The organism is Modestobacter marinus (genome assembly GCF_011758655.1).
In the GTDB taxonomy this organism is placed as follows: domain Bacteria; phylum Actinomycetota; class Actinomycetes; order Mycobacteriales; family Geodermatophilaceae; genus Modestobacter; species Modestobacter marinus.
On sequence record NZ_JAAMPA010000002.1, the window covers coordinates 983,069 to 1,009,741 of the forward strand.

At 74.6% G+C, this 26,673-nt stretch carries 25 protein-coding genes; 11 read left to right on the plus strand and 14 right to left on the minus strand.

Annotated features, from left to right (window positions below):
* Window positions 1-64: 64 nt before the first annotated feature.
* Window positions 65-2,182, plus strand: coding sequence for a methyl-accepting chemotaxis protein (locus FB380_RS20585; RefSeq protein ID WP_166757106.1), 2,118 nt, complete (start codon window positions 65-67; stop codon window positions 2,180-2,182).
* 39 nt (window positions 2,183-2,221) lie between these two features.
* Here the strand turns inward: FB380_RS20585 and FB380_RS20590 are convergent, their stop codons facing one another.
* The 4 genes from FB380_RS20590 to FB380_RS20605 form a co-directional block, all read right to left on the minus strand.
* Window positions 2,222-2,863 (minus strand): hypothetical protein, encoded by a 642-nt coding sequence (locus FB380_RS20590; RefSeq protein WP_166757107.1) that lies wholly within the window; start codon window positions 2,861-2,863, stop codon window positions 2,222-2,224.
* 179 nt (window positions 2,864-3,042) lie between these two features.
* On the minus strand, window positions 3,043-4,254 hold the full coding sequence (locus FB380_RS20595) for a PucR family transcriptional regulator (RefSeq protein ID WP_166757108.1): 1,212 nt from the start codon (window positions 4,252-4,254) through the stop codon (window positions 3,043-3,045).
* A gap of 26 nt (window positions 4,255-4,280) precedes the next feature.
* On the minus strand, window positions 4,281-4,787 hold the full coding sequence (locus FB380_RS20600; RefSeq protein WP_229682194.1) for a polyadenylate-specific 3'-exoribonuclease AS: 507 nt from the start codon (window positions 4,785-4,787) through the stop codon (window positions 4,281-4,283).
* Window positions 4,788-4,863: 76 nt separating this feature from the next.
* Window positions 4,864-5,646 (minus strand): lysophospholipid acyltransferase family protein, encoded by a 783-nt coding sequence (locus tag FB380_RS20605; RefSeq protein ID WP_166757109.1) that lies wholly within the window; start codon window positions 5,644-5,646, stop codon window positions 4,864-4,866.
* A gap of 106 nt (window positions 5,647-5,752) precedes the next feature.
* Here FB380_RS20605 and FB380_RS20610 point away from each other — a divergent pair, with 106 nt between their 5' ends.
* From FB380_RS20610 to FB380_RS20620, 3 genes are all read left to right on the plus strand, one after another.
* Window positions 5,753-6,532: an alpha/beta hydrolase gene (locus FB380_RS20610; RefSeq protein ID WP_166757110.1), complete on the plus strand. Its 780-nt coding sequence runs from the start codon at window positions 5,753-5,755 to the stop codon at window positions 6,530-6,532.
* Window positions 6,529-7,221, plus strand: a complete 693-nt coding sequence (locus FB380_RS20615; RefSeq protein ID WP_166757111.1) for a hypothetical protein — start codon at window positions 6,529-6,531, stop codon at window positions 7,219-7,221. The genes FB380_RS20610 and FB380_RS20615 overlap by 4 nt, the downstream gene beginning before the upstream one ends.
* A 65-nt stretch (window positions 7,222-7,286) precedes the next feature.
* Complete coding sequence (locus FB380_RS20620) at window positions 7,287-8,531, plus strand: ornithine cyclodeaminase, nickel-pincer nucleotide-dependent (RefSeq protein WP_166757112.1); 1,245 nt, start codon at window positions 7,287-7,289, stop codon at window positions 8,529-8,531.
* A 54-nt stretch (window positions 8,532-8,585) separates the two neighbouring features.
* Here FB380_RS20620 and FB380_RS20625 read toward each other — a convergent pair whose 3' ends face one another.
* Genes FB380_RS20625 through FB380_RS20640 form a run of 4 tightly spaced genes read right to left on the minus strand, consistent with a single transcriptional unit; the run spans window position 8,586 to window position 11,846 of the window.
* Window positions 8,586-9,605 carry an ROK family protein gene (locus tag FB380_RS20625; protein ID WP_166757113.1) on the minus strand — a complete coding sequence of 340 codons (1,020 nt, stop codon included), beginning with the start codon at window positions 9,603-9,605 and terminating at the stop codon, window positions 8,586-8,588.
* Complete coding sequence (locus FB380_RS20630; RefSeq protein WP_166757114.1) at window positions 9,602-10,249, minus strand: hypothetical protein; 648 nt, start codon at window positions 10,247-10,249, stop codon at window positions 9,602-9,604. The genes FB380_RS20625 and FB380_RS20630 overlap by 4 nt, the downstream gene beginning before the upstream one ends.
* A complete protein-coding gene (locus FB380_RS20635; RefSeq protein WP_208383714.1) occupies window positions 10,246-11,415 on the minus strand; it encodes an ArsA family ATPase in 1,170 nt (389 codons plus the stop codon). Before FB380_RS20635 ends, FB380_RS20630 begins: the two co-directional genes overlap by 4 nt.
* Window positions 11,415-11,846, minus strand: coding sequence for an SRPBCC family protein (locus FB380_RS20640; RefSeq protein ID WP_166757115.1), 432 nt, complete (start codon window positions 11,844-11,846; stop codon window positions 11,415-11,417). The genes FB380_RS20635 and FB380_RS20640 overlap by 1 nt, the downstream gene beginning before the upstream one ends.
* Window positions 11,847-12,079: 233 nt before the next feature.
* On the opposite strand from FB380_RS20640, the gene FB380_RS20645 reads away from it, so the two are divergent.
* A complete protein-coding gene (locus tag FB380_RS20645) occupies window positions 12,080-13,813 on the plus strand; it encodes an AMP-dependent synthetase/ligase (protein ID WP_208383715.1) in 1,734 nt (577 codons plus the stop codon).
* Window positions 13,814-13,834: 21 nt separating this feature from the next.
* On the opposite strand, the gene FB380_RS20650 is transcribed toward FB380_RS20645, so the two are convergent.
* From FB380_RS20650 to FB380_RS20665, 4 genes are all read right to left on the minus strand, one after another.
* The gene (locus FB380_RS20650; protein WP_166757117.1) at window positions 13,835-14,968 is read right to left on the minus strand and encodes a glycosyltransferase family 4 protein; all 1,134 of its coding nucleotides are present in this window, start codon (window positions 14,966-14,968) and stop codon (window positions 13,835-13,837) included.
* Entirely contained in the window at window positions 14,965-16,248 is a 1,284-nt protein-coding gene (locus FB380_RS20655; protein ID WP_166757118.1) for a M48 family metalloprotease, read from the minus strand. The genes FB380_RS20650 and FB380_RS20655 overlap by 4 nt, the downstream gene beginning before the upstream one ends.
* Before the next feature lie 86 nt (window positions 16,249-16,334).
* A complete protein-coding gene (locus FB380_RS20660; protein ID WP_229682195.1) occupies window positions 16,335-17,321 on the minus strand; it encodes a C40 family peptidase in 987 nt (328 codons plus the stop codon).
* A gap of 316 nt (window positions 17,322-17,637) precedes the next feature.
* Complete coding sequence (locus FB380_RS20665) at window positions 17,638-18,003, minus strand: hypothetical protein (protein ID WP_166757120.1); 366 nt, start codon at window positions 18,001-18,003, stop codon at window positions 17,638-17,640.
* 287 nt (window positions 18,004-18,290) lie between these two features.
* On the opposite strand from FB380_RS20665, the gene FB380_RS20670 reads away from it, so the two are divergent.
* Entirely contained in the window at window positions 18,291-20,153 is a 1,863-nt protein-coding gene (locus tag FB380_RS20670; protein WP_229682196.1) for a DEDD exonuclease domain-containing protein, read from the plus strand.
* Window positions 20,150-20,440 (plus strand): Lrp/AsnC family transcriptional regulator, encoded by a 291-nt coding sequence (locus FB380_RS20675; RefSeq protein WP_166757121.1) that lies wholly within the window; start codon window positions 20,150-20,152, stop codon window positions 20,438-20,440. The genes FB380_RS20670 and FB380_RS20675 overlap by 4 nt, the downstream gene beginning before the upstream one ends.
* Window positions 20,441-20,518: 78 nt before the next feature.
* On the opposite strand, the gene trpD is transcribed toward FB380_RS20675, so the two are convergent.
* Both trpD and FB380_RS20685 read right to left on the minus strand, forming a co-directional pair.
* A complete protein-coding gene (trpD, locus tag FB380_RS20680) occupies window positions 20,519-21,565 on the minus strand; it encodes an anthranilate phosphoribosyltransferase (protein ID WP_166757122.1) in 1,047 nt (348 codons plus the stop codon).
* 4 nt (window positions 21,566-21,569) lie between these two features.
* Window positions 21,570-21,992 carry a hypothetical protein gene (locus FB380_RS20685; RefSeq protein ID WP_166757123.1) on the minus strand — a complete coding sequence of 141 codons (423 nt, stop codon included), beginning with the start codon at window positions 21,990-21,992 and terminating at the stop codon, window positions 21,570-21,572.
* 135 nt (window positions 21,993-22,127) lie between these two features.
* On the opposite strand from FB380_RS20685, the gene ctaE reads away from it, so the two are divergent.
* From ctaE to qcrB, 4 genes are read left to right on the plus strand one after another with little or no spacing between them, the layout of a single operon-like run.
* Window positions 22,128-22,742: an aa3-type cytochrome oxidase subunit III gene (ctaE, locus tag FB380_RS20690; RefSeq protein WP_166757124.1), complete on the plus strand. Its 615-nt coding sequence runs from the start codon at window positions 22,128-22,130 to the stop codon at window positions 22,740-22,742.
* An 8-nt stretch (window positions 22,743-22,750) separates the two neighbouring features.
* Window positions 22,751-23,632: a cytochrome bc1 complex diheme cytochrome c subunit gene (gene qcrC, locus FB380_RS20695; RefSeq protein WP_229682197.1), complete on the plus strand. Its 882-nt coding sequence runs from the start codon at window positions 22,751-22,753 to the stop codon at window positions 23,630-23,632.
* Window positions 23,629-24,738: a cytochrome bc1 complex Rieske iron-sulfur subunit gene (qcrA, locus tag FB380_RS20700; RefSeq protein ID WP_188959633.1), complete on the plus strand. Its 1,110-nt coding sequence runs from the start codon at window positions 23,629-23,631 to the stop codon at window positions 24,736-24,738. Before qcrC ends, qcrA begins: the two co-directional genes overlap by 4 nt.
* Window positions 24,738-26,420 (plus strand): cytochrome bc1 complex cytochrome b subunit, encoded by a 1,683-nt coding sequence (qcrB, locus tag FB380_RS20705; protein ID WP_166757125.1) that lies wholly within the window; start codon window positions 24,738-24,740, stop codon window positions 26,418-26,420. Before qcrA ends, qcrB begins: the two co-directional genes overlap by 1 nt.
* Window positions 26,421-26,673 lie beyond the last annotated feature (253 nt).

Genomic DNA, 26,673 nt, shown 5'->3' on the forward strand with positions numbered 1-26,673 from the left:
GCTGCCGATGTGCTCTGCGGGGCGGGGACCTCTCCCGTCCGGGGAAGCAGGCCAGGGAGCACACGTGCGCACGGGGATCAGGGCGAAGGTGGTGGCGCTGGCGGTGGCCAGCGTCACCGTGACGGCAGCGGCCATGCTGGGGGTGAGCGCCTGGCAGAGCGGAGAGTTCGCCGACGACGCCGAGGCCGACGTCCGGGAGATGGTGCAGCACAGCATCGAGCAGACCGCGGACGGCGTGTACGACGTCGTCTCCAGCCAGGGCGACTCGATCGCCGCGACCGTCGACGACGACCTGGAGGTCGCCGGCTACGTCCTGGACCGGACCGGTGGGTTCGGGCTCGGTTCGGCCACCCGCAACACCGTCGCCTGGGACGCGAAGAACCAGGTGACCGGCGAGGTCGTCCCCGTCGCGCTCCCCCGCGTCGAGGTCGGCGGGACGTGGCTGGGCAAGAACGCCGACCCCGCGGTGCCCACCCCGGTCGTGGACCAGGTGCAGGCGCTGGTCGGCGGCACCGCGACGGTCTTCCAGCGGATCAACCCCGCCGGGGACATGCTCCGGGTCGCCACCAACGTGGTCAGCGCGACCGGCACCCGGGCCATCGGCACCTACATCCCGGCGGTCGGCGCGGGCGGCGCCCCGAACCCCGTGGTCTCCGCGGTGCTGGCCGGGCAGACCTACCGCGGGACGGCGTTCGTCGTCGACTCCTGGTACGTCACCGCCTACGAGCCGCTGCTCGACGCGAGCGGGCAGGTCGTCGGCATGCTCTACGTCGGTGCGAAGCAGGAGGAACAGCCCGCGCTGCGGGAGAGCCTGCAGACCACCGCCGCCGGGGAGAACGGCACCATCTGGGCCCTCGGGGGCACCGGCGACCGGGCCGGCACCGTGCTGATCAGCAAGGACGGCACGGCCGAGGGCACCTCCCTGCTGGAGGCCCAGGACGCCGACGGGAAGCCCTGGATCCAGGAGATCGTGTCGGCCGCCGTCGGGCTGGCGCCCGGTGAGCAGGCGACCGTCCGTTACCGCGACGCCGAGACCGGGACCCACACCGCCCAGGTCGCCTACTACGCACCCTGGGACTGGGTGCTGGTGGTCGACGCCCAGGACAGCGACTTCGCCGCCGCCGTCGAGGGGCTGGAGGACGGCCGCTCGTCCATGCTGACCGCACTGGTGGTCGCCGCCGTCCTGGTCGGGCTCGGCGGCCTCGCGCTCGCCTGGTGGCTGGGCCGGCGGCTGACCGCGCCGCTGGACACGCTGCGGCAGCGGATGGCCGAGATCGCCGACGGCGAGGGTGACCTGACCCAGCGGGTCGACGACTCCGCGCAGGACGAGGTGGGCGAGCTCGCCGGGGCCTTCAACCGGTTCGTCGACAAGGTGGCCGGCACGATCCGCGACATCGGCTCGGCCGCCGGCTCCCTCGCGGTCTCCGCCTCCGGCGTGGCCCGGGTGGCCGACGGGCTCAGCGAGCGGGCCGCCCGCAGCCGGGACCAGGCGCGGCACGCCCACCAGGCGGCCTCCGACATCAGCTCCGGGGTCACCTCGGCGGCGGCCGGGGCCGAGCAGATGGGGTCGGCGATCCGGGAGATCGCCCGCAGCGCCAGCGACGCCAGCCACGTCGGGCAGGGCGCGGTCGACCTGGCGGCCAGCACCGAGACCGCGATCGCGGCACTGGGCACCAGCTCGCGGGAGATCAGCGACGTCGTCAAGGTCATCTCGGCGGTCGCCGAGCAGACCAACCTGCTGGCCCTCAACGCCACGATCGAGGCCGCCCGCGCCGGTGAGGCCGGCAAGGGCTTCGCGGTCGTGGCCACCGAGGTCAAGGAGCTGGCCCAGGAGTCCTCGCGGGCCAGCGAGGAGATCCACAAGCGGGTGCAGTCGATCCAGGCCGACACCACCGCCGCGGTCGGGTCGATCAGTCAGATCGTCGCGGTCATCCGGGAGATGAACGACCACCAGACCACCATCGCCAGCGCGGTGGAGGAGCAGACGGCGGTCACCAACGAGCTGTCCCGCAGCGTCAACTCGGTGGCCGACGGGGCCACCTCGGTGACCGACACGATGAACGACGTGACCACCGACGCCGACCGCACCGCGGCCGACGTCGACTCCGCCCGCACGGCCGCCCGGGAGCTGGACCAGCTCTCCGGGGAGCTGACCCGGCTGATCAACGTCTTCACCGTCTGAGCCGGCGGGCCGCCGGCAGCGACCTGCTGCCGGCGGCCCTCAGCCGGCCGGGCCGCGCTGCCGGGGCAGGTCCGTCCCGGGGTCGGCCGGGCCGCCCTCCCCCAGCCACCGCGCCATGGCATCGGGGTCCCGGCGCACCAGCTCGTCCAGGATCAGCCCGCGGACCCGCACCAGCGCCGCGCGCTCCTGCGGGTCCGTCGTCGCCTGCAGCGGCGCGCAGGTGGCCCACCACTCCCGCACCAGCGCCTCGGTGGGCAGCACGCCGACGAAGTCGCGCAGCACCGCCACCCGCCGCGGGTCGGCCACCGTGAGCGGCGCGGAGTCCCAGTCGGCGATCCAGCAGCCGACCACGGTCGCCGCCAGCAGGACCATGCCGATCACCACCCAGGACCCCGTCGGGCCCAGGAGGCCGACACCGCCGGCGAACGGCACGGCCAGCGCCGAACCGGCGGACGCCCCCAGCACGGCCCGCCGGGCACCTGGCTGCGCCGGGAAGCCGGGGTGGACGAGGCCGGCGACCACGGCGGCGAAGGCACCGACCAGCGGCGCCAGCAGGAGCATCCGTGGGGCGGGGGTCACCAGCGCGCCGGGGAGGGCGATCCCCACGTACAGGACGACGAGCAGCAGCCGGGCCACCCGGACGCCGGCGCCCCCGCTGCCGCCTCGGGTCGACGTGGACACGGCCGCCTCCTCGGGCCACGGGCGGAGCCGACCACGGACGTGCGGCCGGCCGTGGACGGGAGGCCGGCCATGGACGCTCGCCGTCTCCCGACGGTGGCCCTGCTCCCGGGCGGCCGCACCGCCCTGACCGGGCACCGTCCTGCCGCACCTGGTTGCCGGGTCCCGGCAACCAGCAGCCCTCAGTCGACGACGAGCCGGCGCCGGGGCCAGCCGAGCATCCGCGCCCCGGTGACGGCGACCAGCAGTGCCAGGTGGTCGGCCGGGTCGGTGGCGTCGTGCCCGGTGAGCGTGTGCACCCGCTCGATCCGGTAGCTGACCGCCCGCACGCTCAGGTGCAGGGCGCGGGCGGTCGCCGCGGTGTTCCCGCCGGTGCCGAAGTAGGCGGCCAGCGTGCGCACCAGCGGCTCCGCCCCGCCCCGGGCGTCCACCAGCGGGCCGAGCACGGTCTGCACCAGGTCGGCCATCGCCGTCTCGTCGCGCAGCAGCACCCGGTAGACCAGCAGGTCCCGCGCGTGGACGACGGGCTGCGGCAGCTCCAGCCGGGCCGCGAGGTCGAGGGCGTCCAGGGCCTCCCGGTAGGAGCGCAGCACCCCGCGCGGGCCGGCGTGCGGTCGCCCGACCCCCACCCGCCACGACGACCGGTGGGTCTGCCGCGCGACGGCCCGGCCGACCACCTCGGCCAGCTCCTGCGGGCCGATCCCGGCAGCGCCCCGACCGTCGTCGGCGGGTGAGGAGAGCATGCACAGCAGCCGCCCGCCCTTGGCTGCGACCAGCAGGCCCCGGCCGTCGGTGCGGGCCCGGACCGCCGCCTCGACCCCGCCGGCCACGTGCATGCCCGAGTCGATCGGCCGGTCGGTCTCGGCGACCGTGACCACGTGCGTCGCGGTGAGCGACAGGCCGAACGGCTCCGCCCGCTCGACCAGCGACCCGACGTCGGACCGGCCGCTGAACAGGTCGTCGACGAACTCCCGCCGGTAGGCCTCCTCCCGGCGGACCACCTCGTGCTGGGCGTCCAGGTGGCCACCGGCCAGGGCGGCGAGCGCGGTGTCCGCGGCCCGCCAGACCACCTCGCCGATGCCCACCAGCTCCGCGGGCCGGACCGGCCGCGAGCGCACCTGGCCCAGCAGCGCCGGCAGCTCGGGCCACAGCCGCCGGGACGCCGTCATGTAGAGGTCGACCAGCGCCGGGAGCGGCACCCCCGCCCGCGCGGCCTCCCCGCCCAGCCGACGGCAGGACTCCTCCTCGGCGACGCTGAGCCGGCGCCCGGTGCGCGCCACGGCCAGCACCGCCGGCAGGTAGCCGTCCAGCAGCCCCGCCGGCGCCCCGTGCTCACCGGCCGCCGCCCGCGCGATGCGGGCCAGCGCCTCGTCCGGCGTCGCAGCGGCGTCCATCCGGCCAGTGTCGTGCCCCGGGCAGGTCAGCGGGGTGCCGCAGGACCTCCGGCCGCCTCGATCGCCTGCCAGCGGGTCAGGTTGTAGCGGGCGTCGACCAGGGCGTCGTGCGTCCCCGCGGGCTTGGGCGGCAGGGCCGGCCGGCCGGCGTCGTCCCACCGCTGGCGCAGCTCACGGGTGAACCGCGGGATCGGCCGCGGCAGCGCCGGCATCGCACCCCACAGCTGGGCCAGCGCGACGTGGTCGTAGGCGGCGAACCAGGCCCACAGCTCGATCTCCGCGCCGGGCGCGGTGAGGAAGGACAGCAGGTCGGCCCGGATCCGCTCCCGGCTGCGCCACGCCTTGTCCGCCGGGGAGGGCAGCTGGTCCAGCACGTTGCGGCGCACCCACGGGATCGCCCTGTCCGGGTCGAACTCGGTGCTGACGGCGTAGAACTCCCGGCCGGTCTCGTCGACCACGCCGATCGACACCAGGTCGATGGTGGTGCCGTCCTCGATGAACTCGGTGTCGTAGAAGTACCGCCGCACGCTCACCGGCACACCGTAGGCGTCGGCCCGATCACCGCCCGGCGCCGTCCCCCTCGCGCCGGACGCGGTGCCGGCCGGGTGCTCAGCCGGCCAGCGAGCTCGGCAGCCGGTCGGCGGCCTCGTGCGGCGGTGGCTGCAGGCGGGAGACCGCCTCGGTGGCGGTGACGCCGGTGGTGTCCATCGACTTCTTCACCTTGGCGCCGTAGAGGTCGACGTACTCCTGACCGGAGAGCTCCATGATCTCGTACATGATCTCGTCGGTGATCGACCGCTCGACGAAGCGGTCACCCGACAGCCCGTCGTAGCGGGAGAAGTCCAGCGGCTCCCCGAACCGCACGACCACCCGCAGCAGGTGCTCGCCGAGCCGGCGGCCGAGCCTCCCCGGCAGCGGCACCTTGCGCGGCTCGTACACCATCGCGACCGGGACGACGGGCGCCCCGGTCTCCAGGGTCATCCGGGCGATGCCGGTCTTGCCCCGGAACAGCCGCCCGTCGGGCGAGCGGGTGCCCTCCGGGTAGATGCCCAGCAGCTTGCCCCGGGTGAGGATGCGGATGCCGGTGCGGATGGCGTCCTCGGCCGCGGAGGCGTTGGTGCGGTCGATCGGCACCTGGCCGCTGCCGCCGAAGAACAGCCGCTGCGCGGCACCCTTGAGCCCGGTGCCGGTGAAGTACTCCGCCTTGGCCAGGAAGGTGACCCGGCGGCGCAGCGACAGCGGCATGAAGATCCAGTCCGCCGCCGACAGGTGGTTGCTGGCGATGATCGCCGCACCCGTCGCCGGCACGTGCTCGATGCCCTCGACGCGGGGCCGGAACACGAGCTTGACGATCGGGCCGACGGCCACGAACTTGAGGAACCAGTAGAACAACGCGCCTCCCTCAGCGACTGTCAGACTAAGGAGGCGCACAACACCACGACAATCTCGGCGGACAATCGCAGCCGACGCCGCACGGCCAGACCGATCCGGAGGACCGATGCCGCAGGCCGCACCGCTGATGCCCGGCGCCGACCCGTTCGACCTGCCGGGTGGGCCGGTGGGGGTGCTGCTGTGCCACGGGTTCACCAGCACCCCGCAGAGCCTGCGGCCCTGGGGCGAGCACCTGGCGGCCGCCGGCTTCACCGTCCGCTGCCCGCTGCTGCCCGGCCACGGCACCCGCTGGCAGGACGCCAACGCCAGCACCGAAGAGGACTGGTACCGCGAGCTGTCCGCGGCGCTGGACGACCTGCGCGGCCGGTGCAGCTCGGTGGTGGTGGCCGGGCTGTCGATGGGCGGCACCCTGGCGCTGCGGCTGGCCCAGCGCCGTCCGGACGACGTGGCCGCACTGGTGCTGGTCAACCCCTCGCTGCTCACCGAGCGGCGCGACGCCCGGCTGCTGCCGCTGCTGGCCCGGCTCACCCCGGCCTGGGCGCCGGTCGCCGGCGACATCAAGAAGCCGGGGGCCACGGAGCTGGCCTACCCCCGGCTGCCCACCCGGGCCGCGCTGGCACTGCGCCGGCTGTGGGCCGCCGTCCGCGCCGACCTGGGCTCCGTCCGGGCCCCGCTGCTGGTGTTCCGCAGCGTCACCGACCACGTCGTGGAGCCCGCCTCGGCCCGGGTGCTGCTGGCCGGCGTCGGCAGCACCGACACCACCGAGGTGCTGCTGCACGACAGCCACCACGTGGCCACCCTGGACAACGACGCGCCGATGCTCTTCGCCCGCTCGGTGGAGTGGATCCGGGACCGCGTGCCCGCGACCCGGGCGAGCAGCTCGTGACCCTCCCCCGCGGTCCGGGCCGAGGCCGCGGCCGCCGCGACAACGGGCTGGACGCCACGCTGTGGCACCCGCTGCGCGACGTCGACCCCCGGGTGGGCGAGCACCTGCTCGACCTGCTGGCCTCGGCCGGGATCGCCGCCTACCTCGAGCCGGCCACCGACGTGCAGCCCTACACGCGCAGCGTCTCCTTCCCCAGCCCGCCGTCGGACCGGTTGTTCGTCGACCGCGCCCAGCGCAGCGAGGCCGCCGCCGTCGTCGAGCGGCACACCGACGAACCGGCCACCCCCCGCCCCGTGCCGCCGCGGTCGGAGCGGGTCACCGACGACGACGCCGAGTTCGCCCGGATCGTCGCTGCCTTCGAGGCCGAGCACGGCCGGAACGTGGTGGCCGCCGAACCGCGGGACGACCCGCCCCCGCCACCGGCCGAGCGGACGGTGCTGGAGGCCTTCGACGACCACTACGAGCCGCCCCCGCCCCCACCGCTGCCGGTGCTGGCCCCGGCCTCCCTGTACGCCCTGCTGCTCATCTGCCTCGGCGCCGTGCTGCTCATCGCCCCGACCCGGGTGGGGCTGTCCATCGACCTCGGCCTGGTGCTCGGGGTGGCCGCGGTGGTCGGCGGCGTCGGCGTGCTGGTGTCCCGGATGCGGGACCGCGACGGCGACGACGGGGACAACGGCGCCGTCGTCTGAAGCGGCGCCCCGCCCCGGCGAGTTGGAGGCGGGATCAGCACGGGGCCGGTCAGTAGCCTGCGCGGATGAGCTCCTCGACGCACTCCGCCGTCGTCACCCTGAGCGGCCACCTGATGGACACCGGCATCCTCGCCCGGGTGCTCGACGACGTCCTCGAGTACGGCGGGGACTACCGGATCCAGAGCCTCGAGCTCGGCCGCGAGCACCAGGACGCCTCGCGCGCGCTCGTCGAGGTCAGCGCGAGCGGGCCCGAGCTCCTGGACCGGATCCTGATGCGCGTGCAGGTGCATGGCGCCAACGCCGTCGACCCGGGGACGGCGACCACCCGGCCCGCCCCCTCCGACGGCGTCTTCCCGGAGGACTTCTACTCGACCACCAACCTGGAGACCCTGGTCCGGCTGGACCGGGAGTGGCTGCGGGTGCAGCGCCCGGAGATGGACTGCGGCCTGGTCGTGGACGCCCCGGCCGGCGGGCAGGTGACCGTGCGCACCGTCCCGGTCAGCGACGTGCGGGCCGGCGAGGCCGTGGTGTGCGGCGCCCACGGCGTGCGGGTGGAGCTCCCCCCGCAGGCGCCCCGCGGCGACGAGGACGACTTCGGCTTCATGTCCTCCTCGGTGTCCAGCGAGAAGCCCCAGGCGCTGCTGGTCCGCCAGATCGCCGAGCGGATGCGGGAGGTCAAGGCCGCCGGGAAGCGGGTGCTGTGGGTGGGCGGCCCGGCCGTGGTCCACACCGGGGCCGCGCCGGCGATGGTCCGGCTGGTGCAGGCCGGTTACGTCGACGTCCTCTTCGCCGGCAACGCGCTCGCCACGCACGACATCGAGTCCGCGCTGTTCGGCACCTCGCTCGGGGTCGACCTGGCCAAGGGGTCGGGCGTGCCGCACGGCCACGAGCACCACATCCGCGCGATCAACACGATCCGGGCGGCCGGGTCGATCGCCGCGGCGGTGGAGAACGGCGTGCTCACCGGCGGGGTGATGCACGCGCTGGTGCAGGCCGGCAAGCCGTTCGTGCTGGTCGGCTCGGTGCGCGACGACGGCCCGCTGCCCGACGTGATCACCGACGTGATCGACGGTCAGCGGGCGATGCGCGCCGAGCTGCCCGACGTCGGCTTCGCGATCATGGTGGCCACGATGCTGCACTCGATCGCCACCGGGAACATCCTCCCGGCCTCGGTGCCGCTGGTCTGCGTGGACATCAACCCGGCGACGGTGACCAAGCTGGCCGACCGGGGCAGCGCCCAGGCGATGGGCATCGTCACCGACATCGGCCTGTTCCTCGAGCAGCTGGCCCGCGAGCTCGCCCCGGAGTGAGCGGCTGCCCCCACCCGTCCGCGTGCGGACCGGTGGGGGCGGCGGGGCCCTCCGTCAGCCCTCGCCGTCGGCCACCGCGCGGCGGACCAGGTCGGCGGCGCCGACCAGCCCGGCCTGCGCACCCAGCTCGGCGGCGGCCACCCGCGGTCCGGGCCGGAACCCACGACCGGGCAGCGCCCGCTCCAGGCGCTCCCGGGCCGGGGCCAGCACGGTCTCGCCGAGCACGCTCACCCCGCCGCCGATCACCACGACGTCCGGGTCGAGGATGGCCGACAGGTCGGCGATCCCCTGCCCCAGCCAGGTGCCGACCTCGCACAGCAGCTCGATGGCCAGCGGGTCGCCGTCGGCCGCGGCGCGGGCCACGACCTCCCCGGTCAGCCGCGCCGCGTTGCCGTCCACCCGGTCCAGCAGGTCGGCCGCGGCCGCCGGGGAGTGGTCGGCGACCTCGCGGGCGGTGTGGCCCAGGGCGTTCCCGCTGGCGTACTGCTCCCAGCAGCCGCGGTTGCCGCAGGCACACAGCCGGCCGTCGGGCACCACGCGCATGTGGCCCCACTCGCCGGCCACGCCGTGCGAGCCCCGCTGCAGCCGGCCGTCGATGACGATGCCCCCACCGATCCCGGTGCCCAGGGTGATCATCAGCATCAGGCTGCTGCCGCGGGCCGCGCCGTAGCGGTACTCCGCCCAGGCCGCGGCGTCCGCGTCGTTGCCCACCCAGAGCGGTCGCTGCAGCCGCCCGGCCAGGTCCTTGCGCAGCGCCTGGTTGCGCCAGGCCAGGTGCGGGCTGAACAGCACGGTGTCACCGGTGCGGTCGAACCAGCCCGCGGCGCCGACGCCCACCCCGACCAGCGGGCCGCCGTGGCGCTCGGCGAGCTCGTCGACCACGGACGCGATGGCGTCCTCGGTCGCGGTCACCGACTTGCCCGGGGTGGCCCGGCGGGCGGTGTCCAGGATGGTGCCGTCGGGGGCGACGACGCCGCCGGCGACCTTGGTGCCGCCGATGTCGATGCCCAGCGCGGGCAGCTGGGCGGCCCGGCCGGCCGTGACCGGGCCTCGTGTGTCGGGGGCGGCGGTCATGCGACGTCGATCCGCTGGACGGGGGCGGGGGCCGGGTGGGTCACGGTCTCCTCGGGAGGGACTGACGCGTCCGCGGTGCGGACGTCGGGGGCAGGGGCGCCGGGCGCGGCGACACTGCCGTCCGGGTTCGTGCGGGGCCGGTCGGCCGGTCGCGTGCTGGTCGGGGTGCCGGCGTCGCTGTCGGGGTGGGTGCCGGCCTGGCTGTCGGCCGGGTCCCCGGCCTGACCGTCGGCGTGGGCACCGGCCGGGCTCCCGGCGTGGGTGCCGGCGTCACTGCCGGCGTGGGTGCCGGCGTCACTGCCGGCGTGGGTGCTGGCGTGGGTGCCGGCGTGGGTGCCGGCGTGGGTGCGGAGCGCGGTGGCGGCGCTGGTGAGCACGTCGGCCAGCGCGTCGACCAGGTCCGGACGGCGTCCGCGCAGCGCCGCCAGGCCCTGGCAGACCGGGCACCAGCGGCACTCGTCCGCCGGCTGCGGCCCCGCCGTCGCCGCGTCGTCCTCGGGTCGGGGGGCGGCGGGCCGTGCGGCAGGGGCGCCCAGCAGGTCGCCCAGGACGTCGGTCACGCGCGTCCCGGCCGCGTGCTCCGCGGCCAGCCCCGCTGCCAGCCGGCGCACCTGCTCGACCCAGTCGGGACCGGGTGCGGTCACGCCCCGCTCCCCTCGGCCGCGGCGGCGGTGGCCAGCAGCCCGGCCGGCCACTGCGCCGGGTCGGGGACGAAGCGCACCTCCAGCACTGCCCGGGCGGTGCCCGGATCGGTCAGCGACCCGCCGGAGGCCGTGCACCGGCGGAGCAGTGCGTCCAGCGCGAGCGACCGGCGCACCCCGGCCGCGGTGACCACCAGGTCGTCGGCCCAGCGGGTCAGCTCGACCTCGCCGCGGCGGGCGAAGGGCAGCGGCACGTCGAGCAGCCACTCGCCGTCCACCCGGCGCGGCACCGCCTGCGGGACCGGCTGCACCGCCGTCTCCGGCACGGCGGCGCCCAGCGCGAGCAGGTCGGCGACGCCGGCGGGCGCGACCGCGGCCTCGGCCACTTCCTGCACCGGGTCCGTGAGCGCGCGGACCGAGTGCACCGCCTGCTCCTGCACCGCGGCCCGCCGCTGCCACCACTCCCCCGAGCCGTCCGGGAGCAGCCGGGCGACGGTGACCGAGGCGATCCGCTGACCGAGGACGCCCAGTGCGGTGGCCGCGTGCTGCAGGTGCTGGGCCGCGGCGGCATCGGGGCGCAGCACCAGGTGGACGGCGGTGCGCGCGGGGTCGGCCAGCGCCACGGCGTCGAGCAGCTCCTCCGTCGCCGCGGTGCCGGCGAGCAGCCCGGCGGTGACGCCCGCGCGGCCCGGCGTGGCGGCGGCACGCAGCGTGGCCAGCACCCGGAGCCGGGTCGGCGCGGCCTGGGCCAGCCACCAGCGCAGCGCCCCGGGGAGGCCGAGCAGCGCCGTCGCGGTCGCCGTCGGGCCGGGGTCGAGCACGACCACGTCGGCGTCCCCGTCCCGGAGGTGCCCGGCCAGGGCGGTGAGCAGGGCGAACTCGGTCACGCCGGGGAGCGGGACGACCGAGGTCGCCGGCGGCACGGTGAGCAGCGGCAGCGCACCGGCCAGCCGGCCGACGTGCCGGTCCCACAGCTCCTCCAACGCCGGCTGGGGGGCGACGACGTCGACGGTCACCCGGTCGGCCAGCTCGGCGATCCCGGGCGGCTGCCCGGTGAGCAGCACGCACCGGGAACCGGCCGCGGCCAGCCGGGCGGCGGTGGCCGCGGCGACGGTGGAGCTGCCGGCTCCCCCGGGGCCGGTCACGAGGAGGACCTGCACGGCGCGCATCAGCCCTCGACGCGCTTCTTGAGCTCCTTGAGCGCGGTGTCGAGGATGACCTTCTCGGCCTTGCGCTTGATCATCCCGAGCATCGGGATCGAGAGGTCGATCGTGATCGAGTACGTCACCGTGGTGCGCCCCCCGGCCTCGGCCAGGGAGTAGGAGCCGTCCTGCTGCTTCTGCATCTGGCCCTGCACCAGCGTCCAGTCGACCCGGCGGTCGCCGTCCCAGGTGTAGGCCAGGACGTAGTCGTCCTGGACCGCGCCGGCGTCGAGGACGAAGTGCACCCGGCGGGCGCGCCCGTCCGCCCCGGTCTCGAGCACGTCGACCTGCTTGGCTGCCGCCACCCACGACGGATAGGCCGGGAAGTCGGCGATCACGGCCATGACCTCGGCCGCGGACGCGTCGATGACGATCGACTGGGTGGACTGGTCAGCCATGGGGCGGAGGGTAGTCGTTGCCCACCCTCGGTCCCCCTCCTCCCGGGCCACCTCCCCCTGCCGAGGGCCGCTCGGCTACTCCGCGTCGGCTGTGCGGACTAGATTGGCCGCGGATCCTGGTCCGGAACGGCGGGGCGACGGAGCCCCCGGCCGGGCAGGACAGAGAGGACGGCGTGCGCGAACTGAGCGTTCCCCCCACCGCCAGCGTGGGGCCCGATGACGCCCTGACGGACATGGTCGCCACCAACGCGGCCGAGCACCCCGACGAGGTCGGGCTGCGGCGCCAACGGGCCGGTCAGTGGGTCGACGTCACCTACGCGGAGTTCGCCGCCGAGGTCGCCGGTGCCGCCAAGGGGCTGATCGCCGGTGGCGTGCAGGCCGGTGACCGGGTCGGGCTGATGGCCCGCACCCGCTACGAGTGGACCGTCCTCGACTACGCCATCTGGACCGCCGGCGCCGTCGTCGTCCCGATCTACGAGACCTCCAGCCCCGACCAGGTCGCCTGGATCCTGTCCGACTCCGGTGCCCGGGCGGTCGTGGTGGAGAGCCCCGAGCACGCCGCGGCCGTCGAGTCCGTGCGGGCGGAGGCCCCCGAGCTGGGCCCGGTCTGGGTGATCGACGACGGCGGACTGGCCACCCTGACCACCGCCGGCGCCGACGTGCCCGACAGCGAGCTGGCCGCCCGCCGGGCCAGCCTCTCCGCCGACAGCCTGGCCACCCTGATCTACACCAGCGGCACCACCGGCCGGCCCAAGGGCTGCGAGCTGACCCACGCCAACTTCCTGTTCGAGATCCGCAACGGCATGACGCTGCTGAGCCGGTTCATGAACCCCGACGGCTCGCTGCTGCTGTTCATCCCGCTGGCCCACGTGCTGGCCCGGGTGCTGCAGGTGGGCGCGCTCAACACCCGCACGGTCATCGGGCACACCGCCGACATCAAAGACCTGGTGGGCGACCTCGGGCGCTTCCAGCCGACGTTCGTGCTGGCCGTGCCGCGGGTCTTCGAGAAGGTCTTCAACGGCGCCAAGGCGAAGGCGGAGGCCGACGGCAAGGGCAAGATCTTCGACCGGGCCGCCGAGGTCGCCGTCAGCTGGTCACGCGCCCAGGACACCGGCGGCCCGGGGCTGGCGCTGCGGGTGCAGCACGCCCTGTTCGACCGGCTGGTCTACGGCAAGCTGCGCGCCGCGCTCGGCGGGCGCTGTGCCGGCGCCATCTCCGGCGGTGCACCCCTGGGCGAGCGGCTCGGCCACTTCTTCCGGGGCATCGGCGTCACCATCTTCGAGGGCTACGGCCTGACCGAGACCACCGCCGCCGCCGCCGTCAACCACGACGCGGCGCTGCGCGTCGGCACCGTCGGGCGCCCGCTGCCCGGGGTCGACGCGAAGATCGCCGACGACGGCGAGGTGCTGCTGCGCGGCGGCATCGTCATGCGCGGGTACTGGAGGAACGAGCAGGCCACCACGGAGGCCATCGACGCCGACGGCTGGTTCCACACCGGCGACATCGGTGAGCTGGACGAGCAGGGCTTCCTGCGGATCACCGGGCGGAAGAAGGAGATCCTGGTGACCGCGGGGGGCAAGAACGTCGCCCCCGCCGTGCTCGAGGACCGGCTCCGGGCGCACAAGCTGGTCAGCCAGTGCCTCGTCGTGGGCGACCAGCGGCCCTTCATCGCCGCACTGGTCACCCTGGACGTCGAGGCGCTGCCGGCCTGGCTGAAGGCGCAGGGCAAGGACGCCGACCTCAGCCCCCAGCAGCTGCGCGACGACCCGGAGCTGCTCGCCGAGCTGGACGCCGCGGTGGCCGAGGCGAACAAGGCCGTCTCGCACGCCGAGGCGATCAAGAAGTTCCGGGTGCTGGGCGACGACTTCACCGAGGAGAACGGCACCCTCACCCCCAGCCTGAAGCTCAAGCGGGCCGTGGTGATGAAGGAGTTCGGCGGCGAGGTCGAGGCCCTCTACGCGCGCTGACGCCCGGGCTCGGCTCCGCGCTCAGCGCGCGGGGTCGAGCAGGTCGGCGAAGGTCGACGCGATCGTCGTCCAGGACCAGCGCTGCTCGACCCACGCACGACCGGCCGCGCCCATCGCCCGGGCGCGCACCGGGTCGTCCAGCAGGTCGGCCAGCACACCCGCGACCGCGGCGGGCGACCGCGGGTCGACGACGTGCCCGGTCACGCCCTCCCGGACGGTCTCCGGCGCCCCACCCGAGGTGCCCGCGACGACCGGCCGGCCACAGGCGGCCGCCTCCAGGAACACCATGCCCAGCCCCTCGACGTCCAGCCCCCCGCGGCGGGTGCGGCACGGCATGGCGAACACGTCGCCGGCTGCGTAGTGGGCCGGCAGCTCCTCCGGCGCCACTCCCCCGGTCAGGACGACGGAGCCGGCCAGCCCGCGGTCGGAGACGGCGCGCCGCAGCGCCGGCTCCAGCGGGCCGCCGCCCACCAGCAGCAGCTTCGCGCGCGGATGGCGGGCCAGCACCTGCGCCCAGCCCGCGACCAGCACGTCCTGGCCCTTGCGCCGCACCAGCCGGGACACGCAGGTCACCACCGGGTCGTCGCCGAGGCCGTACCGGTCCCGCACGTCCGCCCCGTCGGCGTCCGGGGTGAACCGGTCGACGTCCACCCCGGGTGAGAGCTGGGCCAGCTCGGTCCGGTCCCCGAGGGCCGGGGCCAGCCGCCCGTGGGTGTACTCGCTGATGTAGGTCAGCACGTCCAGTCCCCCGGCGATGCGCTGCAGGAGCTGCCGGGCCGCCGGCAGCGCGACCCAGCCGGTCTCGTGGCCGTGCGTGGCGCCCACGAGGTGCTCGACCCCGGACCGCCGCAGCGCCGGCGCCAGCAGGCCGAGCGGTGCCGCCGCGCCGAAGAACGCCGTCCGGCAGCCGTGCTCGCGGGCCAGCCGGGCCGCCGTCCGGGCCACGCCCGGCGTCGGCAGCAGCATGCCGGTGGGCGCCCGCACCACCGGATAGGGCAGGGCGGCGTCGTGCGCGGCGGAGCCGGGGTGGTCCGAGGCCAGCACGACCAGCGACTCCGGCGGCCGGGTGGCCAGCAGGGCGGCGACGAAGGTCTGGATGCCGCCCTGCCGCGGCGGGAAGTCGTTGGTGACGACCAGCGTGCGGCTCCCGCTCACCGGTCCCGCACCGCGACCCAGTCGGCGGCGAAGGCGATCCGCTGCGGCACCGTGGGGTGCGAGCCGAACGCCCACTGCCAGATCGCCGGCGGATCGGGGTCGTTGAGGTTGGCGCCCCCCAGGGCCTGCTGCACCGCCACGAAGGACCCCGGGTCCTGGGTCAGCTCCAGCGCGTGCAGGTCCGCGCGCGCCTCGATGTGCCGGGAGACCAGGTTCTGCACCGGCGTCGACACCAGCGTGCCCAGCGAGAGCAACAGGAGCAGCAGGCCGACGACCGCCCCGTCCCCGGGCCCCTCCGCACCGGCCCGGCGCAGCAGCGGGGTGGAGCCGAGCAGCCAGCCCAGCAGGGCGACGCCGGCGCCGGCTCCCAGCGCACCGATCAGCGTGCCGGTGAGCACGTCGTCGTTGGCCACGTGCCCGAGCTCGTGGGCGGCGATCGACTCGATCTCCGCGTCGGGCCGCTGGTCCAGCAGCGTGTCGTAGACGACGATCCGCCGCGTGGAGCCGAAGCCGGAGACGTAGGCGTTCAGCGCGGTGGTGCGCCGGCTGGCGTCGGCGACCAGCACGTCCTCCACCGGGGTGCCGCTGCGCTCGGCCAGCGCGATCAGCTCCGTGCGCAGCGGGCCCTCCGGCATGGACTCGAAGCGGTTGAAGGCCGGCTCGATCACCAGGGGGTACAGGAACGACCCGAGGACGACCAGCGCGGCGGCCGCCCCACCCGCCCACGCCCACCAGGTGCGCGGAGCCCGCCGGGCGAGCGCGACCAGGGCCAGCAGACCCAGGGCGGTCAGCCCGGCGGAGATGCCGAAGGAGGTGGCGACGTCCCGCGCCCACAGGCCCCAGCCGCGGGTGGACAGGCCGTAACGGTGCCGGATGACCTCGCCGTAGACCGACAGCGGCAGGGTCAGCAGCCGGCCGACGAGCAGGAGGGCGATCGAGCCGAGCAGCACCTGCCACACCCAGCCACCGCCCAGCGGCCGGGCGACGGCCCGGGCGGTCGCCGCACCGGCCCGGGTGAGCCCGAAGACCGCCGAGACGACCAGGCTCAGCAGCAGCGACGTCAGCGAGGCCGGGCGCAGCGCCGCGGCGAAGGCCTCCGCCCGGGCCACCTGTTCCGGGCCGAAGGCGGCGCCCGGGTCGACGGGGGTGCGCCCGCCCGGCGGCACGGGCAGCACGTCCCACGGCGTGGCCAGGGCGATCACCGCGACCAGCGCAGCACCGAGCACCGCGGCCACCAGCAGGGCCGCTCGGCGGGACCCGCTGGTCCCTCCCGGGCTCATCCGTGGGCTCTCGGACCGGACGGGAAGGGCACGGCGCCGAGCTTAGGCAGGCTGCCTGTGGCCCGGCTGGCAGGCCGGACGGCCGTTCAGCCGAGGAAGCGGCGCGCCCCGGCGTAGCCGGCCATGTCGACGCTGGTGACCTGCACCGGGACGCCGAAGGTCGCGGCGTGCACCATCTGCCCGCCGCCGATGTACATGCCCACGTGGCTGACCGGGCTGCGGAAGAAGACCAGGTCGCCGGGCTGGAGCTCGCTCCGGGAGACCGCCGTCCCCATCTGCGACTGGAGGCGGCTGGAGTGCGGCAGGGTCACCCCCGCAGCGGCGTAGGCGTACTGGGTCAGGCCCGAGCAGTCGAAGGCGTCCGGGCCGCCGGCCGCCCACACGTACGGGTCGCCGAGCTGCGCCATGGCGGTGTCCACGGCGACCTGCGCCGAGGAACTGGTGGCCACCACCTCCGCCGGGGCCTCGAGCACCGGCCCGGCGTGCTCCTCGACCACCTCCTGCTGCTGCACGACGGTCAGGGCGTCGTACTGCGCCTGGTAGTCGTCGACCCGGGCGGTGAGGTCGCGCTGCCGCGTGGCGACGTCCTGCAGCGTCTGCTCGGCGGCCGCGGCGGCCGCCTCCGCCTGGGACTGCGCCTGCGCCGCCGCGGTCGCCGCCGCGGTGACCTGGGACAGGATCTCGTCCGTGTGCCCGGCGATGCTGTCCAGGGTGGTCACCTGGGAGAGGAACTCGTCCGGCGACCCACTGGTCATCAGGGCGTTGAAGCGGGACAGGTTCTCCCCGGTGAAGGCGCTGCGGGCGACCCGGCGCACCTGCTCGTCCAGGGCGGCCAGTCGCGCCTGCGCCTCGGCGACCGTCCGGGCCGCGGCGTCCGCGGCTGCCCGCTGCTGTTCCAGCGTCTCCTGCGCCTCGTTGAACTGCTCGGTGACGACCTCCAGCTCGTGGGTCGCGTCAGCGGCCAGCTGGGTGGCCTGCTCCGGGCTGGTCGCCTCGGGGACCTGGGCGCCGGGAGCTGCGGCGGCGTCGCCCGGCAGGACCGCCAGCGTCAGGCTCGCGGCGACGACCGCCACGACCCCGATGCCGAACCGACCGGCGAGACGGCCGGGACGCGCGCGCCCCGGGGTGCCGGCGGCGGCGGTCGAGCGTGCTGTCAGGGCGCGGGGCTGAGGGTTCGCCACGGGCGGCGGACTCCGTTTCATGCACTCGGACCACGGCGCACCACCCGGATGGGGACGGTGCGGCTGCGGTGTCCGACCGAGGCCACCCTCTGTGGTGGCTTCGTCTCGCTCAGACACGACGACCGTATGTCCGTGACCGGATCGAGACCTAGACCCGTCAAACCTCGAACCGACCCCAGGACCTGACAAATCACAGGGGTGCGATTTGTCAGCTCACGTGCCGGTCCCCGTGGGACGACGCATCCTGATGACGCAACGGCGGAACGAGCCCGAAGTCTGCCAAGGCCCGGACGGCTTGCTGCTCCACGTCGTCCCACTCGACGACCGGACGCGTCGCCTCCGTCTCGCTCCGGTCAGGGGCGCTCTCGGCCACCGCCTCCCCCGGTGCGGCAGCGGCCACCCGCACCTCCTCACCGGCCGGCACACCGGCGGACACCCCCGGTCGGCGCCGGGTGAGCGGCACGACGGTGGGCGAGCTCCCCCGCCAGTCCGGTGGGGCGCCCAGCAGGACGGTCACGACGCAGTCGTCGCAGCCCTGACCGCGGACGGTGCAGGTGTCGCAGTCGATGAGCACGGCGGCTCTCCTTGTCTCCTCTGGTCCAGACACCGCGGACCGTAGGAGCGACCACCGACAGTTCTGCCCGGCTCCCGGTCCGGGACGCCCGGGCGGGGCGTCGGCGAACCGGCCGCCTCCCCCGGGCTCGCGAGGACCGACGGCTGCGCGGCGTGGCCTCCCGGGGACTGTCGGACCCCCGACCTAGCGTCCGCCCCGTGCCGCCCGTACCCGTCCCGCCGTCAGCACAGCGACCTACGCCCCCGGCGGTCCTCCCGCCCGGCGCCGGCCCGTCCCGGTGGCGGCAGGTGGCGCTGCCGAGCGGTCACCGCACTCAGGAGGAGCCACGGTTCCACCAGGCGACGATCGACGACCTGGGCACCCAGCTGGCCGGCGTCACCTTCGTGGTCGTCGACCTGGAGACCACCGGGGGCTCGCCGAAGGACAGCGCGATCACCGAGATCGGGGCGGTCAAGGTCCGCGGCGGCCAGGTGCTCGGCGAGTTCCAGACCCTGGTCGACCCCGGTCACGAGATCCCGCCCTACATCAGCGTGCTGACCGGGATCACCTCGATGATGGTGGCCGCCGCGCCGCGGATCGACGCGGTGCTGCCCGCCTTCCTGGAGTTCGCCCGCGGCGCCGTCCTCGTGGCGCACAACGCCCCCTTCGACCTGGGCTTCCTCAAGGCGGCCTGCGAGGAGAGCGGGGTGCTGTGGCCGGCGTTCGCCTCGGTCGACACCGCCGTCCTGGCCCGCCGGCTGCTCACCCGCGACGAGGTGCCCAACTGCAAGCTGGCCACCCTCGCGCCCTACTTCTCCACCTCCACCCAGCCCTGCCACCGCGCACTGGACGACGCCCGCGCGACCGTCGACGTCCTGCACGGGCTCTTCGAGCGCCTCGGGCCGCTGGGCATCACCTCGCTGGAGGAGCTGACCGGGCTGACCCGCCAGGTCGACCCGCAGCGCCGCCGCAAGCGCCACCTCGCCGAGCACGTCCCCTCCGGTCCCGGGGTGTACGTCTTCCGCGGCCCGGGCGACGAACCGCTCTACGTCGGCACGTCCGGCGACCTCCGCAGCAGGGTGCGCAGCTACTTCTCCGCCGGTGAGCAGCGCAGCCGGATGACCGAGATGATCACCCTCGCCGAGCGCATCGAGGCACTGCCGTGCGCGCACGACCTGGAGGCCGCCGTCCGGGAGCTCCGGCTGATCGCCGAGCACAAGCCCCGGTACAACCGGCGTTCCCGGTTCCCCGAGCGCGCGCTGTGGGTCCGGCTGACCGACGAGCCGTTCCCCCGACTGTCGGTGGTGCGCCGGGTGCGGCCGGCTGCCGGCGCGTTCCTCGGCCCCTTCCCCGACCGGCGGGCCGCCGACGCCGCCGTCGCCGCCGTGCACGAGTCCCTGCCACTGCGGCAGTGCACCTCCCGCCTGTCGCTGACCGTGCTGGGCAGTGCCTGCGCCCTGGCCGGGATGGGCCGGTGCGGGGCGCCGTGCACCGGCGACCAGACCCGGGAGGAGTACGCCTCGATCGCCGCCGTGTTCCGGGCGGCCGTCGAGTCCGACCCCCGCGACCTGGTCGCGCCGTTGCTGCACCGGGTCGAGCGGCTGGCCGAGGAGGGCCGGTACGAGGAGGCAGCCGTGCTGCGCGACCGGGTGGCCGTGCTCGTCCGGGCGGTGCGGCGCCGGCAGCGCCTGGAGTCGCTGGCCACCGTCCCGGAACTGGTCCTCGCCCGACCCGACGGCGCCGGGGGCTGGCAGCTGGCGGTGGTCCGCCGTGGCCGGCTGGTCGCGGCCGGCGTCGCCGAGCGGGGGCGGTCCGTCCGCGGCCACCTGGCCGACCTGCGCGCCACCGCCGAGACCCCGACCGGCCCGGACGACGAGCTGGCCGCCTCCGTCGACGAGACGGAGCTGGTGCTGCGCTGGATGGAGAAGCCCGGCACCCGCCTCGTCGACCTGACCGGCACGCTGGCCAGCCGCACCCCCGGCACGGGTGGGTACAGCGGTTTCCTCGCCCAGGTGGACGCCGGCCGCGCCGACCGGGACCCCTTCGCCGACACCCGGTCGCTCAGCACCCGCAGCCAGCCGGACCGGGTCACCCCGGGCGCCCCGGCGACCGGCGGGCGCACTCCCGGACGGCGCGGCCGGGTCGCGACCGGGCTAGCATCCCGGGCGTGATCACCGCCATCGTGATGATCGATGCCGCCACCGACTCGATCGCCGAGGTGGCCGAGGCGATCGCCGCGCTGCCCGGGGTCAGCGAGGTCTACTCCGTCGCCGGCGACGTCGACCTGGTCGCGCTCGTCCGGGTGCACGAGTTCGAGGAGATCGCCCAGGTCATCGCCGGGCGGATCAACAAGGTTCCCGGCGTCGTCGACACGGCCACCCACATCGCCTTCCGCGCCTACTCACGGCACGACCTGGAGGCCGCGTTCTCGATCGGCTTCGAGTCGACCGACCAGTAGGTCACCCCGGCTCGTCAGGTCACCCCTGCACCGTTCCCGGCGCTCGCGCTGCTCCCGGCCGGAAGGTGACCGGGTCCGTCAGCCGCGGGCTGCGCGGCTGACCCGCACCCAGTCGGCCAGCTTCGCGGCCGCCCTGCCGTCGTCCACGGCGGCTGCTGCGCGTTCCAGCCCGGCACCCAGCGCGTCGTGCAGCCGGGCGCCGCGCGGGTCGAACGCGGCGAGGGCCCCGGCCGCGTTGAGCAGCACCGCGTCCCGGACCGGCCCCGGCTCACCGGCCACCAGCCGACGGACCACCTCGGCGTTGACCTCGGGACCGCCGCCGCGGAGGGCGCCCGGCGCGGACACCGGGATGCCGAGGGCCGTCGGGTCCAGCCGCTCGGCCACGACCTCGCCGTCACGCACGACCCACACCGCCGAGGTGGTGCTGGTGGTGAGCTCGTCGAGCCCGTCGTCCCCCCGGAAGACCAGCGCACGGGTGCCCCGGTCGGCGAGCACCTGGGCCAGCACCGGGGCCATCCGGGTGTCCGCACAGCCGATCGCAGCCGCCACCGGGCGAGCCGGGTTCGTCAGCGGGCCCAGGAAGTTGAAGACCGTGCCGATCCCCAGCTCCCGCCGCGGCGCGGCCGCGTGCCGCATCCCGGGGTGGAAGACCGGGGCGAAGAAGAAGCCGATCCCCGCCTCCCGCACGCACTGCGCGACCGCGGGGGCAGGCAGGTCGATGACCACCCCGAGCGCCTCGAGGACGTCGGCGGTGCCCGAGGCCGACGACGCGGCCCGGTTGCCGTGCTTGGCCACCGGGACACCGGCCGCGGCGGTGACGATGGCGGCCATCGTCGAGATGTTCACCGTCTGGGCACCGTCGCCGCCCGTGCCGACGATGTCGACGCAGTCCACCGGCAGCTGCACCGGGGTCGCCTGGTCCAGCATCGTCGCGGCGAGCCCGGCGACCTCCTCCGGCGACTCCCCCTTGGCCCGCAGGGCCACCACGAAGCCGGCGACCTGGGCCGGGGTCGCCTCCCCGGTCATCACCTGGCGCATCGCCCAGCGGGTGTCCTCGGCGGCGAGGTGCTCGCCCCGGGTGAGTCGGGTGAGCAGGCCGGGCCAGGTCGGGATGGCGGACGTCATCTGGTCAGCGACGGACGGCCGGGCGCTGCGCTGCCCGGTCGCGGAGCAGCCCAGCGACGACCTCGGGGGCGGTCAGCGGGTCGATCGGGTAGGCCAGCGTGGCGTCGGCCATCGACCAGTGGGCCAGCCAGCGGTCCGCCTGCCGGGCGATCAGCACCACCAGCTGCGGGCAGTCGGCGATCTCGTGCTTGAGCTGGCGGCTGATCCCCATGCCGCCGGTCGGCTGGGCCTCGCCGTCCAGCACGCAGAGGTCGACGCCCCCGCGGTCGACGGCGGCGACCACCTCGTCGGCGGTGGCGCACTCCAGGTACGTGACCGGCCCCACTCCGGGAGCCGGCGCGCTGCCCAGGGCCGTCCGGACGGCGGTGCGGACCTCGGCCCGCTGGCTGAAGACCAGCACGGTGGCCGGTACGGCGTCGGGGCTCACCCGCGCGAGCCTAGTGCCCGCAGGCGGAGGGGAGGGAAGGCGACGTGCCGGACCCCCCGGAGGTGGCCGGAGCGGGTGCGCCACGCCCACGTACCCCACGTCGTGGGGCGGCTGTCCCGATGCCATGATGAGCGGGTGACAACGGCCCCCGTGGCGAGCAGCACCTTCGACACCTCGCGGGTGCACTCCCTGACCCGACCGAACATGGTCAGCGTCGGCACGATCGTCTGGCTCGCCAGTGAGCTGATGTTCTTCGCCGGCCTGTTCGCCATGTACTTCACCGCCCGCGCCCGCGCCGAGGACGGCTGGCCGCCGGAGCCGACCGAGCTGAACGTGCCGTACGCGCTGACCTTCACGCTGATCCTGGTCGCCTCGTCGGTGACCTGTCAGTACGGCGTCTTCGCAGCTGAGATCGGCAACGTCTACGGCCTGCGGCGCTGGTTCACCATCACGTTCGTGATGGGGCTCGTCTTCGTGCTGGGCCAGATGTGGGAGTACCGCACCCTGGTCGTCGACCACGGCACGACCATCTCCTCCTCGGCCTACGGGTCGGTGTTCTACCTGACGACGGGCTTCCACGCCCTGCACGTGATCGGTGGCCTTATAGCCTTCGTCTTCGTGCTCATTCGGTCCACCATGGGCCGTTTCACCCCTGCCCAGGCGACCTCCGCGATCGTGGTGTCCTACTACTGGCACTTCGTCGACGTCGTGTGGGTGGGCCTGTTCATCACGATCTACCTGATCAAGTAGGGAACCGGGTGTCCACCACGAACGCCTCGTCCGAAGCCCCTCTCGAGGGCGGTCGCCGCGGGCTGCTGCGCCGCCGGCCGGCCGTCGGCACGCCGGCCGCCGCCGCCCGTGACCGGCGCCGCTCCAAGCAGCGCCGCCGCCTGGCCAACGTGGCCGGGTTGATGGCCGCCCTGATCCTGACCGGGATCGGCTACTCCGCTCTCGCGCCGGGCGCCAGCGCCGCCGACGAGCTGACGGAGAGCGAGTCCGTCGCGGTCGAGGCCGGCCGCGAGCTGTACACCCTCAGCTGCATCACCTGCCACGGCTCCAACCTCCAGGGCGTGGAGGACCGCGGCCCGTCGCTCATCGGCGTCGGGTCGGCCTCGGTCTACTTCCAGGTCTCCACCGGGCGCATGCCGCTGGTCCGCCAGGAGGCCCAGGCGCCCGAGCACCCGGTGATGTTCACCGAGGCGGAGATCGCCCAGCTGATGGCCTACGTCCAGGCCAACGGCGGCGGCCCGACCGTCCCGTCGGGCGACCTGCGCGACGGCGAGCTGGCCGAGGGCGGCGAGCTGTTCCGGCTCAACTGCGCCTCCTGCCACAACTTCGTCGGTGAGGGCGGCGCGCTCTCCTCCGGCAAGCGGGCGCCGTCCCTGGACGGCGTCACCGACGCGCAGATCTACGCGGCCATGCTGACCGGCCCGGAGAACATGCCGGTGTTCGGCGACAACCAGCTGACGCCGGAGGAGAAGCGCTCGATCATCGACTACGTGCAGACGATCCAGGACCAGGCCGACCCCGGTGGCGCCGCGATCGGCCGCGCCGGTCCGGTCGCCGAGGGCCTGGTCATCTGGGTCGCCGGTGTCGGCGCCCTGCTGTTCGGGATCTTCTGGATGGGGACGAAGGCGTGAGCACGACGGACAAGCACCCCGGTTCGGCCGGCAGCGACACCGCCGGTCCCGCCCACGGCGGGCCGGACGACGACTACTCGCCGGCACAGCTGGCGGCCATGGACCGCACGGAGCTGGACCGGCTGGGTGCCCGCTACGACGGCGTGGAGGTGCTCCACGTCGAGCCCGGCCCCGTGCCCGGTTCGGCCGTGGAGAAGCAGGCCACCCGCCAGGTGACCATGTGGTTCGCCCTCGGCGCGATCTTCGCCGTGGCCTTCCTGGTCGTCTACGCCGGCTCCGGCTGGTTCCTCCCCAGCTGGGAGTGGGAGGTGGGGGCGGATGCCTGGAGTGCCTTCTTCACCCCGCTCCTCGGCCTGACGATGGGCCTGTCGCTGCTGTGCATCGGCATCGGCCTGGTCCAGTACGTCAAGAAGCTCCTGCCGCACGAGACGGCGGTCCAGGACAAGCACGACGGCTCGCACTTCGACCGGGTGACCACCGGGGCGACCCTGATGAGCGGCCTGGACAAGTCCGGGCTCCCCCGCCGCAAGCTGCTCCTGGGCACGCTCGGCGCGATGGGCGCTGCGGCCGGCGCCATGATCATCGCCCCGCTCGGCGGGCTGATCAAGAATCCGAACACCGGCAACCCGCTCGGTACCACCTCGTGGGCCGAAGGGGTCCGTCTCCTGCGCGACGACGGCACCCCGATCCGTCCCGGCGACCAGCAGCCGGGCTCCCTGGAGACGGTCTTCCCGGCCGTCGAGGGCGGCAACCGGCAGGCCGACGCGGCCACGATGCTGATCCGGCTGCGTCCGGAGCAGCAGCTCAGCGACGAGCCCCGGGAAGGCCAGGCGGACTTCTCCTACGGCGACTACGTCGCCTACTCGAAGATCTGCACGCACGCCGGCTGCCCGGTGTCCCTCTACGAGCAGGAGACGGGCCGCATCCTCTGCCCGTGCCACCAGTCGCAGTTCCTGGTGACCGCCGGGGCGAAGCCGGTCTTCGGCCCGGCGACCCGCGCGCTCCCCCAGCTGCCCATCACGGTCGACGACGAGGGCTACTTCGTGGCACGGAGCGACTACATTGAGGCAGTCGGCCCCACCTACTGGAACCGGGAACGGATCTGATGGCCACCACCACGGCGGCGCCTGGTGCGCCGACGAGCAAGATCGGGCAAGCAGCCCTCGAGGTCGACGACCGGCTGATCGTCGCCGGTCCGCTGCGCCGGACCCTGAACAAGGTCTTCCCCGACCACTGGTCCTTCCTGCTCGGGGAGATCGCGCTCTACTCGTTCGTCATCCTGCTGCTCTCCGGCACGTACCTGACGTTCTTCTACGACGCCACCATGCAGGAGGTCGTCTACGAGGGCGTCTACGCACCGCTGCGGGGCGTGGAGATGTCGGCCGCCTACGAGTCGACGCTCGGGCTCTCCTTCGACGTCCGCGGCGGTCTGCTGATCCGGCAGATCCACCACTGGGCCGCCCTGCTGTTCGTGGCCTCGATCGTCATCCACCTGCTGCGGATCTTCTTCACCGGCGCCTTCCGGCGTCCGCGTGAGACCAACTGGCTGATCGGCGTCGTGCTGCTGGTCCTGGCGCTGCTCATGGGCGTCACCGGCTACTCCCTCCCCGACGACCTGCTGTCGGGCACGGGCCTCCGGATCATCAGCGCGATCATCCTGTCGCTGCCGGTCATCGGCACCTGGGCGCACTGGGCGGTCTTCAACGGCGACTACGTCGGCATGGACATCATCGGACGGTTCTACATCGTCCACGTGCTGATCATCCCGGCGATCCTGCTGGCGCTGATCGCTGCGCACCTGCTGATCCTGGTCAAGCAGAAGCACACGCAGTTCCCGGGTGCCGGTCGCACCGAGCACAACGTGGTCGGGAACCGGCTTTTCCCCGCGTTCGCCGGGAAGGCGACCGCACTGTTCTTCATCGTCTTCGGGCTGTGCGCCGCCCTGGGCGGTCTGGTGCAGATCAACCCGATCTGGCTGTGGGGCCCGTACAACCCGGCACAGGTGTCGGCCGGTTCGCAGCCGGACTGGTACATCGGCTTCCTCGACGGGTCGACCCGGCTCTTCCCGGCCTGGGACATCAACCTCCCCGGCGACTACACGATCCCGGCCCTGTTCTGGCCCACGGTCGTCGGCGCCGGCCTGATGTTCACCGTGCTCGCGCTCTACCCGATGATCGAGCGCAAGCTCACCGGGGACACTGCATCGCACCACCTGCTGCAGCGCCCCCGCGACGTCCCCGTCCGGACGTCGGTGGGCGCGATGGCCCTCACGTTCTACGTGGTCCTGTGGATCTCGGGTGGCAACGACCTGATCGCCGACAAGTTCGACATCAGCCTCAACGCCATGACCTGGTTCGGTCGGATCGGGTGCCTGGTGCTCCCGCCGTTCGCCTACTGGATGACCTACCGCCTGTGCCTGGGGCTCCAGCGGCACGACCGCGAGGTGCTCGAGCACGGCATCGAGACCGGGGTCATCCGCCGGCTCCCCAGCGGGGAGTTCATCGAGGTGCACCAGCCCCTCGGCCCGGTGGACGAGCACGGCCACGGCCAGCTGGCCTACGGCGGTGCCTCGGTGCCCAAGCGGATGAACCAGGTCGGCGGTGCACGCCGGGCGATCAAGGGCTTCTTCAAGCCGATCGAGGAGCCGGCGGAGGTGCAGCGGCAGGCAGAGCTGGAGGCCCGCGGCCTCGAGGCAGAGCAGGCCGACCGTCACTCCCTCACCTCCGGGCGCCCCTCCGAGGGGGGTCGGCCCTCCGAGGGTGGACGGCCGCAGGCTCCGCGCGACTGATCGACGAGCACCACCAGCAGGGCCCCGACGGCATCGTCCGTCGGGGCCCTGCTGCTTTCCGCCCGCTCCTCCGTCGCACAGCACGGCGTCGGACGAGTCGAGGCAGGACCCCGGTTTGCGCTGAGACAGCGGCCGGGGCCGCCGCGGCCGTCCCACAGGGCTGCTGACCGACCCGGAGCGGTTCCTTCTGCGCCCGCTCATCGGACCCATGAGGCCGCTCGTTCACTGCCGGTCGAGCCGGCATCACAGGCCG

Bases quoted from the DNA above. Each gene is read 5' to 3' on its own strand.
- FB380_RS20595 (WP_166757108.1), bottom strand. From the start codon at position 4,254: ATGGACGCCGCTGCGACGCCGGACGAGGCGCTGGCCCGCATCGCGCGG.
- FB380_RS20610 (WP_166757110.1), top strand. From the start codon at position 5,753: ATGCCGCAGGCCGCACCGCTGATGCCCGGCGCCGACCCGTTCGACCTG.
- FB380_RS20620 (WP_166757112.1), top strand. From the start codon at position 7,287: ATGAGCTCCTCGACGCACTCCGCCGTCGTCACCCTGAGCGGCCACCTG.
- FB380_RS20625 (WP_166757113.1), bottom strand. From the start codon at position 9,605: ATGACCGCCGCCCCCGACACACGAGGCCCGGTCACGGCCGGCCGGGCC.
- FB380_RS20635 (WP_208383714.1), bottom strand. From the start codon at position 11,415: ATGCGCGCCGTGCAGGTCCTCCTCGTGACCGGCCCCGGGGGAGCCGGC.
- FB380_RS20640 (WP_166757115.1), bottom strand. From the start codon at position 11,846: ATGGCTGACCAGTCCACCCAGTCGATCGTCATCGACGCGTCCGCGGCC.
- FB380_RS20645 (WP_208383715.1), top strand. From the start codon at position 12,080: ATGGTCGCCACCAACGCGGCCGAGCACCCCGACGAGGTCGGGCTGCGG.
- FB380_RS20655 (WP_166757118.1), bottom strand. From the start codon at position 16,248: ATGAGCCCGGGAGGGACCAGCGGGTCCCGCCGAGCGGCCCTGCTGGTG.
- trpD (WP_166757122.1), bottom strand. From the start codon at position 21,565: ATGACGTCCGCCATCCCGACCTGGCCCGGCCTGCTCACCCGACTCACC.
- qcrB (WP_166757125.1), top strand. From the start codon at position 24,738: ATGGCCACCACCACGGCGGCGCCTGGTGCGCCGACGAGCAAGATCGGG.